This window comes from Sodalis sp. RH15, from assembly GCF_047324255.1.
GTDB classification, from domain to species: domain Bacteria; phylum Pseudomonadota; class Gammaproteobacteria; order Enterobacterales; family Enterobacteriaceae; genus Acerihabitans; species Acerihabitans ligni.
Genome location: NZ_CP178738.1, coordinates 3,166,382 through 3,179,027 on the forward strand (window position 1 = coordinate 3,166,382; position 12,646 = coordinate 3,179,027).

The window sequence follows — 12,646 nt, forward strand, 5'->3', positions numbered from 1 at the left end:
GGCTGACATTATAGGGGTAGGGTATGTTGAAAAAATTAGCGGTCACCGCACTTCTCGTGGGCTTGGCTTGCCAGGCACAGGCTGAATCCCTGACGGTTATTTCGTTTGGCGGACAGAACAAGGACGCCCAGGACAAGGCGTTCTATAAGCCGTTCAGCGCGGCGGGCAAGGGCACTATCGAGGCGGGGGAATACAACGGCGAAATGGCCAAGATCCGCGCCATGGTGGAAACCGGCCAGGTGGGCTGGGATGTGGTGGAAGTGGAAGGGCCGGAGCTGCGCCGGGGCTGCGACGAAGGTCTGTTCGAACCGCTGGACTGGTCCAAACTGGGGGATAAAAGCGAATACGTTAACGGTGCCGCCAGCGAATGCGGCGCCGGCATTTTTCTCTGGTCCACCGTGCTGACCTATGACGCGCAAAAGCTGAAAAAAGCCCCCACCAGCTGGGCCGACTTTTGGAATGTCAAAGACTTCCCCGGTAAACGCGCCTTGCGCAAAAGCGCCAAATTCACTTTGGAAATCGCCTTGTTGGCTGACGGCGTAAGACGGGAAGACGTCTACTCCCAATTGGCCACCAAGGTCGGGGTGGATCGGGCCTTTAGAAAACTTGATGAAATCAAACCGCAAATCCAGTGGTGGGAATCCGGCGCGCAGCCCCTGCAGTGGCTGGTTTCCGGCGATGTGGTCATGACATCCGCCTATAACGGCCGCGTCGCGGCGGCGGATAAAGAAGGGCATGACTTCCGGATGGTCTGGGACGACAGCCTGTACGATCTCGACAGTTGGGCGGTGGTGAAGGGTTCCAAGCACAAAGCCCTGGCGGAACAGTTCATCGCGTTTGCCAACCTGCCGGAAAATCAAAAGGTGTTCGCGGAAAATATCCCTTACGGCCCCACCAATAAAAAGACCATCAGCCTGATTGATCCGGCCATCGCCAAGGGTTTGCCCACCGCGCCGGATAATTTGGTGAACGCCCTGCCGGTGGATACCCAGTTCTGGATCGATCATGGCGAAGAGCTCGAACAGCGGTTCAACGCCTGGGCGGCGCAATAACCGGAATTTCGCCATGCAAACCGGAGAAAAAGCAATGATAGCCACTGACATTATCGCGGCGGGCCAACCTCCCGCCGGCGCTGAAGGCACCGATACGCTCAAACAGCAGTTGCATCGGTCGCAGCGGATTTACAAGCGGCGCACCTGGTTGCTGGTGGCGCCTTTACTGGCGTTCATCCTCATTATCTTTGTGGTGCCCATTGCCTCGATCCTGATAAACAGCGTGGCGAACCCTGAAATCCGCGACGGCATGCCCAAGGTAACGGCGGCGCTGAAACAATGGGACGGCGCCGGCATACCCAATGAGAATACCTTCCGGGCGGTAGTCGCCGATTTGCGCAAGGCGCGGGCCGAAGGGCAGATAGCGTCCGTGGCCAAACGCATGAGTTATGAGGATCCGGCCTATCGGGGACTGATCATGCGCACCCTGCGGGCGGCGCCGGAAAACGACGCGGCCCCGGACACTCGCGAAGCGCTGGTAGGCGCCCTGCCGCTGTGGGGGGAAAATACCACATGGCGGTCGCTGCAACGGGCCTCGCGGCCCTTTACCAGCTATTATCTGCTCGCGGTATTCGACCGCAAAGTAGACCCTCAAACCGGGAATATCGTTAAATTGCCCGACGGGGACGCGCTGTTCGTCAACGTACTGCTGCGCACGCTGCTGATGGCGGCGGTAGTGACCCTGCTGTGCGTAGGCCTGGGCTATCCGCTGGCGTATTGGCTGGCAAAGCAGCCGGCCGGCCGCGCCAATCTGCTGATGATCATGGTGCTGCTGCCGTTTTGGACCTCCCTGATAGTCCGTACCGCCAGTTGGATTGTCCTGCTGCAATCCGGCGGCCTTATCAACGGCGCTTTATTGCATACCGGCATCATCGATAAACCGCTGGTATTGGTATTCAACCGTATCGGCGTGTATATCGCCATGACCCATATTCTATTACCGTTCATCGTATTGCCGCTGTACGCGGTGATGAAGGGCATCTCGCCGAATTATCTGCGGGCGGCCATCTCTTTGGGCGCGCATCCCTTTATCGCCTTCTGGCGGGTCTATGTGCCGCAAACCTACGCCGGACTGGCGGCGGGGGGACTGCTGGTATTCATTATGGCCATCGGCTATTACATTACCCCCGCGCTGCTGGGGGGGCCGGGGGACCAGATGCTGAGCTATTTCGTGGCGTTCTTCACCAATACCACCATGAACTGGGGGATGGCGGCGGCGCTGGGCAGCCAGTTGCTGGTTATCGTATTGCTGCTGTATATCGTCTATATCCGGGTCACCCGGACCCAGGCTGAACTTGCCACCCACTGAATCAGGAGGCCACCATGGTCAGGCAACAGGGCATGCTGTTAATGCGGTTATGGGACGGGCTGTTTAATTTGTACGGCGCGGCGGTGCTGCTTTTTCTGGTGGTGCCGGTGCTGATTATCGTACCGCTGTCATTTAACGGCGGCTCTTTTTTAAGCTATCCGCTGAACGGCTTTTCGCTGCGCTGGTACCAGGCGTTTTTTCACTCCCGCGAATGGCTGGGGGCCTTGGGCAACAGTCTGCTGATTGCGCCGCTGGCCACCTTGCTGGCTACCGTGCTGGGGGTTCTGGCCTCGGTGGGGCTGGTGCGCGGCGAGTTCCGCGGCAAGTCGCTGGTGCTGGCCATCATTATTTCGCCGATGATTGCCCCGGTGGTGATTGTGGCGGTGGGCATGTTTTTCTTTTTCGCCCGCATAAACCTGCTTAACAGTTATCTCGGCCTGGTGCTGGCCCACGCCATGCTGGGGGTGCCGTTTGTGGTGATTACCGTGACGGCAGTGCTGAAAAACTATGACCTTAATCTAACCCGTGCGGCCGCCAGCCTCGGCGCGCCGCCCTGGCAGGCGTTCAGGCGCGTGACTTTGCCGTTGATTGCCCCAGGGGTCTTCTCCGGCGCGCTGTTCGCCTTTGCCGCCTCGTTTGACGAAGTGGTGGTCACGCTCTTCCTGGCCAGCCCCTCCCAGCGGACATTGCCTATTCAGATGTTCGCCGGTATCCGGGAAAACCTCGATCCCACCATTGCCGCCGCCGCGTCATTAATGGTGGGGGCCGCGCTGATACTGCTGCTGGTGATGGAAATGCTGCGCCGCCGGTCGTCCCGTATCCGTGGGAATGCCGGTTAGTGTAAGATCGATGCATCAAGTATCGTGTGGAGGTGAGTAAATGGAGCAGAAAACATTGTTATTGACCGGGGCCAGCCGCGGAATAGGCCACGCCACCGTCAAATATTTCCACGCGGCGGGGTGGCGTATTTTTACCGCATCCCGCCAAAGCTGGGTGGAGGAGTGTCCCTGGGCGGAGAAAATGCTCAATCACATCCACCTGGACCTGGAGGACATCGCCGGCGTCGACGGGGCGCTGCCGCTGCTCAAGGAGAAGCTGGAAGGGCGCCTGGACGCGCTGGTGAATAATGCCGGCATTTCTCCCAAGGCGGAAGACGGCGGGCGCCTCGGCGTGCGCGAGACCTCCTACGCCACCTGGCTGCAGGTATTCAACGTGAATCTTTTTTCCACCGCCCTGCTGGCCAACGGACTGTTCGACGAGCTGAAGGCCGCCCGTGGCAGCATTATCAACGTGACCTCCATTGCCGGCACCCGGGTCCATCCGTTCGCCGGCGTGGCCTACGCCACGTCCAAGGCGGCTTTGTCCGCCCTGACCCGCGAGATGGCCTACGATTTCGGCCGGCACGGCATCCGCGTCAACGCCATTGCGCCGGGGGAAATCGATACCTCCATTCTCTCCCCCGGCACGCAGGATATTATTGAACGCCAGGTGCCGCTGCAGCGTCTGGGCAAACCCGATGAAGTGGCTTCCCTTATCTATTTCCTGTGCACGCAGGCCGCCTCGTATGTCAACGGTGCGGAGATACCGGTGAACGGCGGCCAGCATGTCTGAATCCTGTGCATCCGGTGCCGCTGATGTCGATGCAATGAAAAATGGTGGACGGCATGTCTGAACCGGCCGCCGATGCCGGCCTGTTATCCAGCGATGCGCCGGTGGTTAACCTCGGGGATGCGCGCCGGGCGGCGCGGGAGCTGTACGGGCTTGACGCCGTCGCCACGCCGCTGGCGGGGGAGCGGGACGCCAATTTTCTGTTGACGGCGGAAAATCGGCCGCGCTGGATGATGAAGTTTATCAATCCGGCGGAAAGCCCGGCGGAGAGCGATTTTCAGGAAGCCCTATTACGCCATGTGGCCGGTCGCGATCCCCATCTGCCGGTGCCGGACCTGATAGAGCGCTCCCACGGGGGAAAGGGTCCGTTCTGCTCGGTGAAGGGAAGGCCGCTGCGGGTCCGGCTGGTGACCTGGCTGCCGGGAACGCCGCTGCATCAAGTGACGGCGTCACCTGTGGCGCTGGGTTCCCTTGGCCGGGGTCTGGCCGCTCTCGATCTGGCCTTGGCGGGATTTCATCATCCGGCGGCCAGGCGGACGCTGTTATGGAACAGCAGCGATCCGGGCCGGGTTCGGCCTTATTGGGCGGAAATACAGGAACCGGCGCAACGCCGGCTGCTGGGGGAGATACTGGATCAATTCGAGGAGCGGATGCCCCAAAGCCTGGGGATGGTGCGCCATCAGGTCATTCATAATGATTTTAATCCCCACAATGTCCTATTGGACGCCAGCGCATCCGTTCTGGCGGGGATTATCGATTTCGGCGACGCGCTGTATGCGCCCTTGGTCAATGAACTGGCCACGGCCCTGGCCTATCAGGTAAGCGATACGGACGATGTCCTGGCCCGCATGCCGCCGTTTGTCGCCGGTTACCACCAGGTTTTGCCGCTGACCGATGAAGAAATCCAACTGCTGCCGATGCTTATCGCTTCCCGCTTGGCGCTGTCGGTTATCATCACCCAGTGGCGGGCGCGGCGCTATCCCGCAAACCGCGCGTATATCCTGCGCCATAGGGCGCGGGCTTGGGACGGTGTGCAAAAATTATGGCTGTTAGGCCCCGATGAGATTGCGGACCGGCTGGGCGCGGCGCGTTTTATTTAGAAAGGTAAAGCGATGCAAAATGGTAGTGTGACAACGTCACAAAAACTGCTGGCCCGGCGAAAGAGGGTGCTGGGGGCGGGTTATCGCCTGTTTTATCAGGAGCCGCTGCATGTGGTGCGGGCAGAGGGCATGTGGCTTTACGACGAACAGGACCGGCCTTATCTGGATGTTTATAATAACGTGGCGTCGGTAGGTCATTGCCATCCGGCGGTGGTGGCGGCTATCGCCGAACAAAGCGCCCGCCTGAATACCCACACCCGCTATCTTAATGACGCCATCGTGGACTTTGCCGAGGATTTTCTGCAGGAGTTTCCCGCGGAGCTGGGGAATATCACCCTGACCTGCAGCGGCAGCGAGGCTAATGACCTGGCCCTGCGCATCGCCCGCTTCGCCACCGGCGGCAGCGGCGTACTGGTGACCCGCTGGGCTTATCACGGCGTGACCGCCGCGGTGGCGGAAGTCTCTCCGGCGCTGGGGGACGGCGCGATACGCGGCCCGTCGACGGTGCTGATCGATGCGCCGGACAGCTATCGCCGGGGAATTTCCCTTGCCGAGAGCGTGGCGGGAGCCCTGCGGGATATGCGGCAGCGGGGCATCAAGCCGGCGGCCTTGCTGGCGGACACCATTTTCTCCAGCGACGGGATATTCTGCGCGCCTCCCGGACAGTTGCGCCAGGCGGCGGAGCTGGTGCGCCAGGCCGGCGGCCTGTTTATCGCCGATGAAGTACAAGCGGGCTTCGGCCGCACCGGTAACGACATGTGGGGCTTTACCCGCCACGGCGTCACGCCGGACATGGTTACCGTGGGCAAGCCGATGGGCAACGGCCACCCGGTGGCGGGGCTGGTGGGACGGCCGGCGCTGTTCGATGCCTTTGGAAGCAGCCAGCGCTATTTTAATACCTTCGGCGGCAATCCGGTCTCCGCCCGCGCCGCTCATGCGGTGCTAAAGATTATTCGAGAGGAAAAGCTGGCGCAAAACGCCGCCCGGGTGGGCGACTATCTGGCGGCGGGACTTCGCCGGCTGGCGGCCCGCTATACCGCCATCGGCGACATTCGCGCCTACGGATTGTTTATCGGCGTTGAGCTGGTGCTCGACCGGCAGACCAGGGAACCGGCGTCGGAGCTGGCTTTTCAGGTCGTGAACCTATTGCGCGGACGCCGAATTTTGACCAGCACCACCGGTCCCCGGGCCAATATCCTCAAAATCCGGCCGCCGCTGGTGTTTCAAACGGAGCATGCCGATCTGCTCCTTGAACAGTTGGATCGGGTACTGGCGCAGTGCCATGCCTGATGGCCGTTCAGAGCGCGGGACGGTCCCTGGCGATAAACGCCAGCAGGGTATCGTGGCTGTCCATAATATCCTGCCGGATGGCCGACGCCGCGGCGGCGCAGTCATGGCGGCGCAGCGCCGCCAGCAGTTCCTGATGATGCCCCACCGCCATCTGCGGCGAAATCTGCATATAGGCTTGGGCTATCAGCGGACCGATGCGCATCCACAGCCGATCGATAAAGCTGCTCAATAACGGCATCTGGGCGCTGTGGGCCACCAGTAAATGAAATTCGCTGTTCAGACGCAGCGCGTTCGCCAGATCCTCTTCGGTAATGGCGCGGATATTGCGGCGGATATTAACGGTCAGTTGCTGCAAAACGGCGGGAGAGATATGCTGTGCCGCCCGTTGGGCGCCTAATCCCTCCAGGTCCAGCCGCAGGGTGCGAATTTCCATATATTGCTCCTGGGTCAGGGACGGCACCCGGATATCCTTAGGCGTGCGCATCTCCAGCGCCTGCTCCTTTGCCAGTTGCAAAATCGCATCCCGCACCGGCGTGACGCTGGTTCCCACCTGGGACGCCAATTCCCGGATACGCAGACGTTCATCGGGCTTAAGCTGGCCGGTGATCAATGCCTGACGCAACGTGGCATAGACGCTGGAACCCAAATAGGAATGCTCAATAGGACCTGGTTGGTAACTCACCTGCTCACCTGTATCAACGCCGCGGACGGCAAAAGAATTTCAGTGCATCGAATATACAACATGATGCGTCAAAAGACAGCCGGATACCCCTGCGTGCCGCCGGATCCGGCCTGATGATTTTAACTCTTACAGAGCAAGTGCTACTCTGTTACAACCATATTCATTTATCTTCAAAGGGCTTAGGATGCCAATATCAGTCCGCCGCGGTGCCCGAAGGCATTCTGGCAACGGAGCGTTTCATCCCTGCGCCGCGGCGGGTTAAATCACCATAATACGGGGAATTACCATCGATGAAAGCCATTGTTTATACCCAAAAAGGGTTACCGATTGAAGATCCGCACTCCCTGTTCGACACCGACCTGCCGAAGCCCGCGCCGGGTCCGCGGGATTTGCTGGTGGCGGTTAAAGCCATATCCGTCAATCCGGTGGACACCAAGGTCAGGGCCAGGGCAGCGGTGACCGAACCACGGGTGCTGGGCTGGGATGTGGCCGGCGTCGTCACTGAGGTCGGCCCGCAGGTCACCTTGTTCAAACCGGGCGACGAGGTCTTCTATGCCGGCGCCATCACCCGTCCGGGGTGCTACAGCGAATTTCACCTGGTGGACGAACGCATTGCCGGGCATAAACCCGCCAGCCTGGGGTTTGCCGATGCCGCCGCGCTGCCGCTGACTTCCGTCACCGCCGGGGAATTGCTGTTCGAACGCCTGGGCGTCAAGGAAAAGGGCGGCGAGAATGATATTCTGCTGATTATCGGCGCCGGCGGCGGGGTAGGCTCCATCCTCACGCAGCTGGCCCGGCAGTTAACCGCCATGACCATCGTCGGTACGGCATCCCGGCCGGAAACCCGCGAATGGGTCTCATCTTTGGGAGCCCATCATGTTATCGATCACAGCCGGAATCTGGTTGAGCAATTACATGCCCTGGGTATAAAAAACGTGACTCATGTCGCCAGCCTGACCCACACCGACAGCTATTACCCGCAGCTTATCGAGGCGCTCGCACCCCAGGGACGCCTGGCGCTGATAGACGATCCCGCCACCCTTGACGCCATGCCGCTGAAGGCCAAAAGCCTGTCGCTGCATTGGGAATTGATGTTTACCCGCTCCACGTTCCAGACCGACGATATGATAGAGCAACACCATTTGCTGGAGCGCATCTCCTCCCTGGTGGATAACGGTACGCTGAAAACCACCCTGGGCCAGCACTTCGGCGTGATTAACGCCGCCAACCTGCGGCGGGCCCATGCGCTGATCGAAAGCGGCAAATCTCGCGGTAAACTGGTGCTGGAAGGTTTTTAACCCGCCGTTCTTGCGCATAATGCCTGGGGGCGTTATGATTGAGTGAATACTCATTTAACAGCTCCGATGCATTATTTCCATGGCCAGACCCAAAAGTGAAGACAAACGCCAGGCCATCCTGGCGTCTGCCATAGCCATTTTCGCCGCCCAAGGGCTGGGGGCGCCCACGGCGAAAATCGCCCGCCGGGCCGGGGTGTCGGAAGGTACGCTGTTCAATTACTTCAGCAATAAAGATGAATTGCTTAATGCGTTATATCTGCTGCTGAAAGCGGAATTAAGCGAGGTCATGCTGCCGGGGTATCCGGATAGTCAGGATCTCAGGAGTAAGGCGCTTCATATCTGGCGGCGTTATATCGGCTGGGGGGTAGACCATCCGGATAAGCGCAAATGCATGGCGCTGCTGACTTTATCCGATCGGGTCGGCGAAAAGACGCGCGAGCGGGCGATGGAGGGATTCGCCGAGATCAACCTGGTGATTCATCACAGCGTGGCCGGGGGATCCTTTTGCGGCCGCTCCCCGGATTTCGCCGGGGCCATAATGGCAGCCCTGGCGGAAACCACCATGGATTTTATCCAGCGGGAACGGGATAACGCCGAATTCTACACATCAATGGGCTTTGACGCCTTTTGGCGGGCCATAGCCGGGTGAAGTTGAAATTCATTTTTTTTCATTCATTAATGAGTGATTACATACTCATTAAAAATCGTCCTGAAGGAGAATATCATGAGTCAAGTGTGGTTTATCACCGGAAGCGCCGCCGGTTTGGGCCTTTCCATCACCGAAGCCGCGCTGGCGGCGGGAAACAAGGTTATCGCCAGCGCCAGAAAGCCGGAAAGGCTTGCCGGTTTGGTGGCAACCTATGGCGATAGGATCCTGCCGGTAGAGCTGGATGTCACGGATTCCGCTGCGGCGCAAAGAGCGGTTGCGGCCGGCATCGCCGCGTTCGGCGGCATTGACGTATTGGTGAATAACGCCGGTTACGGTCATATGGCGCCCTTTGAACAAACCCAAGAACAGGCGTTCCGTACGGAAGTGGAAACCAATTTTTTCGGCGTGGTGAATGTCACCCGCGCGGTGCTGCCGTTTATGCGGGAACGCCGCGCCGGCTATATCTTCCAGGTATCATCGGTGGGAGGACGCATGGGCATGCCGGGCATGAGCGCCTACCAATCCGCCAAATGGGCGGTGGGGGGCTTTAGCGAAGTGCTGGCCAAAGAGGTGAGTCCGCTGGGTATCCGGGTCTGCTGCCTGGAGCCGGGCGGCATGAGCACCAACTGGGGCGAACGCGCCCTGCAGGATGTTCCGCCGATAATGCCTGAATATGAAAGCTCAGTCGGCGCCTTGCTGGGCTTTCTCAAACAGTATATTGACCATGAAAACGGCGATCCGGCCAAAGTGGCCCAGGTCATCCTGGCCCTGGCCGGGCATTCGGTCCTGCCGGAGCATCTGCTGCTGGGCAGCGACGCTGCGCAGTACTGCGCGGCGGCCGAGCTGACGCGGCAACAGGAGGCCGAACGCTGGATCAAGGTGAGCAATTATATCGACAAAGGCCAGGATATTCCCCTGGAACTGCCGTAAACTCAGCAACCGGCCGCATCGGCCGGTTTGCCAATTAGTGAGACCTGTCAAAGAAAGCGCGCTCGGACTCCGGTATCTTAGCCAAGTTATACTTGACCTGAGTCAAGTGTCGTTTGCGTGGTATAAAACGAGCCTGCGATGCACGAGTTCAATTTAGTCTTACTGCTGCTACAGCAGATGTGCGTATATTTGGTCATTGCCTATCTGCTCAGTAAAACGCCGCTGTTCATCCCCCTGATGCAAGTCACCGTCCGTCTGCCCCATAAGCTTTTATGCTATGTCATGTTCTCCATGTTCTGCATTATGGGCACTTACTTCGGCCTGCATATCCAGGATTCCATCGCCAACACCCGCGCCATCGGCGCGGTGCTGGGCGGCCTGCTGGGGGGACCGCTGGTGGGCGTCCTGGTGGGGCTGACCGGCGGTCTGCACCGCTACTCCCTCGGCGGGATGACCGCCGTCAGCTGCATGATATCCACCGTGGTGGAAGGGTTGCTGGGCGGGCTGGCCCATCGGTTGCTCATCCGGCGCGGTCGCATTGACCGCCTGTTTAATCCCGTTACCGCCGCCGGGGTGACCATCACGGCGGAAATCCTGCAAATGCTGATTATCCTGGCGGTTGCCCGTCCTTACGATGAAGCCCTGCGCCTGGTAAAAAGCATCGCCTTGCCGATGATAGTCACCAACAGCGTCGGCGCGGCGATGTTTATGCGCATTCTCCTGGATCGCCGGGCGATGTTCGAAAAATACACCTCGGCGTTTTCCGCCCGCGCGCTGAAAATCGCCATCAGTACCGAAGGCTTCCTGCGCCAGGGCTTTAACCAGGAAAACAGTATGAAGGTGGCCCAGGTCATTTATCAGGAGCTGGATATCGGGGCGGTGGCCATTACCGACCGGGAAAAGCTGCTGGCGTTCATCGGCATCGGCGACGACCACCATCTGCCGGGTACGCCCATCGCCTCGGCCCACTCCCGCCGCGCCATCGATAATAACGAAGTGGTCTATGCCGACGGCAATGAAACCCCCTATCAATGCTCGCTGCAGCGCAACTGCAAGCTGGGATCGACCCTGGTTATCCCGCTGCGGGGCGAAAATGATGAAGTCATCGGCACCATCAAATTGTATGAAGCCAAGAACCGCCTGTTCAGTTCCATCAACCGCACGCTGGGGGAAGGCATCGCCAGCCTGCTGTCGGCTCAGATCCTCGCCGGCCAGTATGAACGGCACAAACTGTTGCTGACGCAATCTGAAATCAAACTGCTTCACGCCCAGGTCAATCCTCATTTTCTGTTTAACGCCCTCAATACCCTGGTGGCGGTGATCCGCCGCGACAGCGATCAGGCCGGGCATCTGGTGCAAAATCTGTCCACTTTCTTTCGCAAAAACCTTAAGCGGTCGGAAGAAGTCGTTACGCTGGCGGATGAAATCGAGCATGTCACGGCATACCTGGAAATCGAAAAAGCCCGTTTCCAGGACCGGCTGCAAATTCGCTTCGAACTGCCGCAGCCTTTGCTAACCCTGCGGTTGCCCGCTTTCTCCCTGCAGCCCATCGTTGAGAACGCCATCAAGCACGGCACTTCCCATCTGCTGGGCCCGGGGATCATTACCCTGCGGGCGCAGCAGCGGGGAAATCACCTGGTACTGAGCATTGAGGACAACGCCGGCCTTTACCGGCTGACGCCGGGCAATACCGGACTGGGCATGAATCTGGTGGATAAACGCATTCGCATACGCTACGGCGACGATTACGGCGTCAGCGTGGAATACGAACCGGAACACTTTACCCGTATTATCTTGAACCTGCCGCTGGAGGATAAAGCCTTATGCTGATCCGGGGCCTGCCGCTGAAGGATAACGCCTTATGCTGACCGTGCTGATTGTGGATGACGAACCCCTGGCCCGGGAGAACCTGCGCTGCCTGCTGCAGCAAGACTCCCGGATATCCGTCATCGGCGAATGCGCCAATGCGGTGGAAGCCATTGGCGCGGTACACCGGCTGCATCCCGACGTGGTCTTTCTCGATATTCAGATGCCGCGCATCAGCGGCCTGGAAATGGTGGGCATGATTGATCCCGCCAGCATGCCCTATATCGTATTTCTCACCGCTTACGACGAGTACGCCGTCAGGGCTTTTGAAGAGCATGCCTTCGATTACCTGCTTAAACCCATCGAGGCGCCAAGGCTGGCGAAAACCCTGAACCGCCTGCATGAGGCGCGCCCGGAGCAGAACCTGCAGGCCCTCGGCGGCGAGGAAAATGGCCTGCAATATATCCCTTGCACCGGCCACAGCCGCATCTATCTTTTGAAAACCGACGAGGTGATTTTCGCCAATTCACGGCTGAGCGGCGTCTATGTCACCGGCACGGAAGGGGGCGAATGTTTTACCGAACTGACGCTGAAAACCCTGGAAAACCGCACGCCCATGGTGCGCTGCCATCGCCAGTTCCTGGTGAATATGGCGCATCTGCGGGAAATCCGCCTGGAAGAGAGCGGCCAGGGGGAAATTGCCCTCAGCAACGGCCACTCCGTGCCGGTCAGCCGCCGCTATCTGAAATCCCTCAAACAGATGCTTGGCCTGAAGGGCTGACGGCTCCCGCCGGCCTTTCGTACTTTCGGAGAAACAGGCAAACATCAAACAGGATTGCACAGGGAAAATCCCGCCGCGTGCTACATAATTCAAACAGTCGCTTTTTATACGGCAGCGCCATTCTATGGCCCGAAGCGTTTT

Annotated in this window: 12 protein-coding genes; 11 read left to right on the forward strand and 1 reads right to left on the reverse strand. The window is 59.3% G+C overall.

The window, feature by feature from the left end:
• The first annotated feature begins 23 nt into the window (after positions 1-23).
• From ACL2XO_RS14450 to ACL2XO_RS14475, 6 genes are read left to right on the forward strand one after another with little or no spacing between them, the layout of a single operon-like run.
• Entirely contained in the window at positions 24-1,052 is a 1,029-nt protein-coding gene (locus ACL2XO_RS14450; RefSeq protein ID WP_413740933.1) for an ABC transporter substrate-binding protein, read from the forward strand.
• A gap of 34 nt (positions 1,053-1,086) precedes the next feature.
• Complete coding sequence (locus ACL2XO_RS14455; RefSeq protein ID WP_413726933.1) at positions 1,087-2,361, forward strand: ABC transporter permease; 1,275 nt, start codon at positions 1,087-1,089, stop codon at positions 2,359-2,361.
• A 14-nt stretch (positions 2,362-2,375) separates the two neighbouring features.
• Positions 2,376-3,200, forward strand: a complete 825-nt coding sequence (locus ACL2XO_RS14460; protein ID WP_132921680.1) for an ABC transporter permease — start codon at positions 2,376-2,378, stop codon at positions 3,198-3,200.
• Positions 3,201-3,240: 40 nt separating this feature from the next.
• Positions 3,241-3,972, forward strand: a complete 732-nt coding sequence (locus ACL2XO_RS14465; RefSeq protein WP_132921679.1) for an SDR family NAD(P)-dependent oxidoreductase — start codon at positions 3,241-3,243, stop codon at positions 3,970-3,972.
• A gap of 53 nt (positions 3,973-4,025) precedes the next feature.
• Positions 4,026-5,069: a phosphotransferase gene (locus tag ACL2XO_RS14470; RefSeq protein WP_413740934.1), complete on the forward strand. Its 1,044-nt coding sequence runs from the start codon at positions 4,026-4,028 to the stop codon at positions 5,067-5,069.
• Between the two features lie 12 nt (positions 5,070-5,081).
• Positions 5,082-6,359: an aspartate aminotransferase family protein gene (locus ACL2XO_RS14475; RefSeq protein WP_413740935.1), complete on the forward strand. Its 1,278-nt coding sequence runs from the start codon at positions 5,082-5,084 to the stop codon at positions 6,357-6,359.
• A 7-nt stretch (positions 6,360-6,366) separates the two neighbouring features.
• Here ACL2XO_RS14475 and ACL2XO_RS14480 read toward each other — a convergent pair whose 3' ends face one another.
• Positions 6,367-7,041, reverse strand: coding sequence for a GntR family transcriptional regulator (locus tag ACL2XO_RS14480; protein ID WP_132921676.1), 675 nt, complete (start codon positions 7,039-7,041; stop codon positions 6,367-6,369).
• 290 nt (positions 7,042-7,331) lie between these two features.
• Here ACL2XO_RS14480 and ACL2XO_RS14485 point away from each other — a divergent pair, with 290 nt between their 5' ends.
• The 5 genes from ACL2XO_RS14485 to btsR all read left to right on the forward strand — a co-directional run bounded on the left by ACL2XO_RS14485 (position 7,332) and on the right by btsR (position 12,505).
• Positions 7,332-8,339 (forward strand): zinc-binding alcohol dehydrogenase family protein, encoded by a 1,008-nt coding sequence (locus ACL2XO_RS14485; protein WP_132921675.1) that lies wholly within the window; start codon positions 7,332-7,334, stop codon positions 8,337-8,339.
• A 79-nt stretch (positions 8,340-8,418) separates the two neighbouring features.
• Positions 8,419-8,988 carry a TetR/AcrR family transcriptional regulator gene (locus ACL2XO_RS14490; protein WP_132921674.1) on the forward strand — a complete coding sequence of 190 codons (570 nt, stop codon included), beginning with the start codon at positions 8,419-8,421 and terminating at the stop codon, positions 8,986-8,988.
• A 75-nt stretch (positions 8,989-9,063) separates the two neighbouring features.
• Positions 9,064-9,918, forward strand: coding sequence for an SDR family NAD(P)-dependent oxidoreductase (locus tag ACL2XO_RS14495; RefSeq protein WP_413724411.1), 855 nt, complete (start codon positions 9,064-9,066; stop codon positions 9,916-9,918).
• Positions 9,919-10,056: 138 nt separating this feature from the next.
• Positions 10,057-11,748: a LytS/YhcK type 5TM receptor domain-containing protein gene (locus ACL2XO_RS14500; RefSeq protein ID WP_413724412.1), complete on the forward strand. Its 1,692-nt coding sequence runs from the start codon at positions 10,057-10,059 to the stop codon at positions 11,746-11,748.
• A 31-nt stretch (positions 11,749-11,779) separates the two neighbouring features.
• Positions 11,780-12,505: a two-component system response regulator BtsR gene (gene btsR, locus ACL2XO_RS14505; protein WP_413740936.1), complete on the forward strand. Its 726-nt coding sequence runs from the start codon at positions 11,780-11,782 to the stop codon at positions 12,503-12,505.
• Positions 12,506-12,646: the final 141 nt, after the last annotated feature.

Bases quoted from the DNA above. Each gene is read 5' to 3' on its own strand.
- ACL2XO_RS14450 (WP_413740933.1), top strand. From the start codon at position 24: ATGTTGAAAAAATTAGCGGTCACCGCACTTCTCGTGGGCTTGGCTTGC.
- ACL2XO_RS14455 (WP_413726933.1), top strand. From the start codon at position 1,087: ATGATAGCCACTGACATTATCGCGGCGGGCCAACCTCCCGCCGGCGCT.
- ACL2XO_RS14460 (WP_132921680.1), top strand. From the start codon at position 2,376: ATGGTCAGGCAACAGGGCATGCTGTTAATGCGGTTATGGGACGGGCTG.
- ACL2XO_RS14465 (WP_132921679.1), top strand. From the start codon at position 3,241: ATGGAGCAGAAAACATTGTTATTGACCGGGGCCAGCCGCGGAATAGGC.
- ACL2XO_RS14470 (WP_413740934.1), top strand. From the start codon at position 4,026: ATGTCTGAACCGGCCGCCGATGCCGGCCTGTTATCCAGCGATGCGCCG.
- ACL2XO_RS14475 (WP_413740935.1), top strand. From the start codon at position 5,082: ATGCAAAATGGTAGTGTGACAACGTCACAAAAACTGCTGGCCCGGCGA.
- ACL2XO_RS14485 (WP_132921675.1), top strand. From the start codon at position 7,332: ATGAAAGCCATTGTTTATACCCAAAAAGGGTTACCGATTGAAGATCCG.
- ACL2XO_RS14490 (WP_132921674.1), top strand. From the start codon at position 8,419: ATGGCCAGACCCAAAAGTGAAGACAAACGCCAGGCCATCCTGGCGTCT.
- ACL2XO_RS14495 (WP_413724411.1), top strand. From the start codon at position 9,064: ATGAGTCAAGTGTGGTTTATCACCGGAAGCGCCGCCGGTTTGGGCCTT.
- ACL2XO_RS14500 (WP_413724412.1), top strand. From the start codon at position 10,057: ATGCACGAGTTCAATTTAGTCTTACTGCTGCTACAGCAGATGTGCGTA.
- btsR (WP_413740936.1), top strand. From the start codon at position 11,780: ATGCTGACCGTGCTGATTGTGGATGACGAACCCCTGGCCCGGGAGAAC.